This is a genomic window from Mycobacterium asiaticum (assembly GCF_001673315.1).
GTDB classification, from domain to species: Bacteria; Actinomycetota; Actinomycetes; order Mycobacteriales; family Mycobacteriaceae; genus Mycobacterium; species Mycobacterium asiaticum_B.
In genome coordinates this window covers 1-1,465 of record NZ_LZLQ01000101.1, presented here as the reverse complement: position 1 = coordinate 1,465, position 1,465 = coordinate 1, and the positions used below count along the sequence as shown (strand labels likewise).

The window sequence follows — 1,465 nt, the reverse complement described above, 5'->3', positions numbered from 1 at the left end:
GGGTTGTCGGGGGACAATCTGACGGGGTTTGGTGCTTTTAATACGGGTAGCGGTAATGTGGGGTTGTTCAATTCGGGTACCGGGAATGTGGGGTTCTTTAATTCTGGTACGGGGAACTGGGGGTTGTTCAATTCGGGGAGTTATAACACGGGTGTGGGTAATTCGGGGGTGGCGAGTACTGGTGTGTTCAATGCGGGTGGTTTCAACACGGGGTTGATGAATGCGGGCAGTTACAACACCGGTAGTTTCAATGCCGGTGATGCCAATACCGGCGATTTCAACCCGGGCAGTGTCAACACGGGCTGGTTGAACACCGGTGACACCAATACCGGGCTGGCCAACTCCGGCAACGTCAACACCGGCGCCCTCATCTCGGGCAACTACAGCAACGGCGTGTTGTGGACCGGCGATTACCAAGGCTTGTTGAGCTTCAATCTGCCTGTTGGCAACCTGATTCCCGAAACATATCTCGTCTATATGCGCGAAACGATGAACCTGGGTCCCATTCACATCGATCCGATCCATGTTCACCTCGCACCACTGGACATTGACCAGACCTTCGACATCGGGCCGTTCACAGTGGATCCGATCACGGTCAATGCAATCCCTTTGGATTTCCATCAAACGTTCGATCTGGGTCCCATCGTCCTTTTCCCGCCCATCAACATTCCTGCCACCGTTATCAACTCGATCACCTCGTCCCCGGCTGGCACGGCACCGCCGCCCTTCGTGATTCCGGCCACAACCGTCTGGTTCTCCACTGTCGACTTCGCGAATGGCAATCCGGTGCTCGGCCCATATCCGGGCGGTCTCCATGCAACCACCATTCAGCTTGGCGCTTCCGGGCCATCCTTCTCAGCGCTCAACCTGAGCATCCCCCCCATCGCCATTCCAGGATTGACGATTCCGTCCCTGCCGCTGAGCATCGACGTGGCCGGCGGTCTGCCGGCGTTCACCCTATTCCCGGATGGGCTGGCTTTCCCGAGAATCCCAGTGCATATCGATGCGTTCGGCGGCATCCCTGACTTCACGGTCTTCCCGAACGGCTACACAATCGACCCGATTCCCCTCAACCTCAACGTCGACCTCATTCTCGGCCCCATGTCGCTCAATCCCCTGCATATTTCGGCGGTGCCGGGGTTCGGGAATTCGACTGTTGCTCCGTCGTCGGGTTTCTTCAACTCCGGTGCTGGTGGGGTGTCGGGGTTTGGCAATGTGGGGTCGCAGGTGTCGGGTTGGTTCAACCAGGTTCCGTCGGGGTGGGTGCGGACGGTGTCGGGGTTGTTCAATGCTGCTTCGTTGAGTTCGGGTGTGTTCAATCTTGGGTCGGATGTGTCGGGGTTGTTTAACTCCAGTGTGTTGGGTGTGGGGACTTCGGCGGTGGTGTCTGGTGTGGGCAATGTCGGTGCGCAGTTGTCGGGGTTGTTGAGTTCGGGGGTCAACCTGGGTTGGGCCGATGTGGGGG

Annotated in this window: 1 pseudogene; it reads left to right on the top strand. The window is 58.0% G+C overall.

What is annotated here, in order from left to right:
• A pseudogene (locus tag A5636_RS16405) lies at window positions 1–1,465 on the top strand (PPE family protein); the annotation flags it as partial.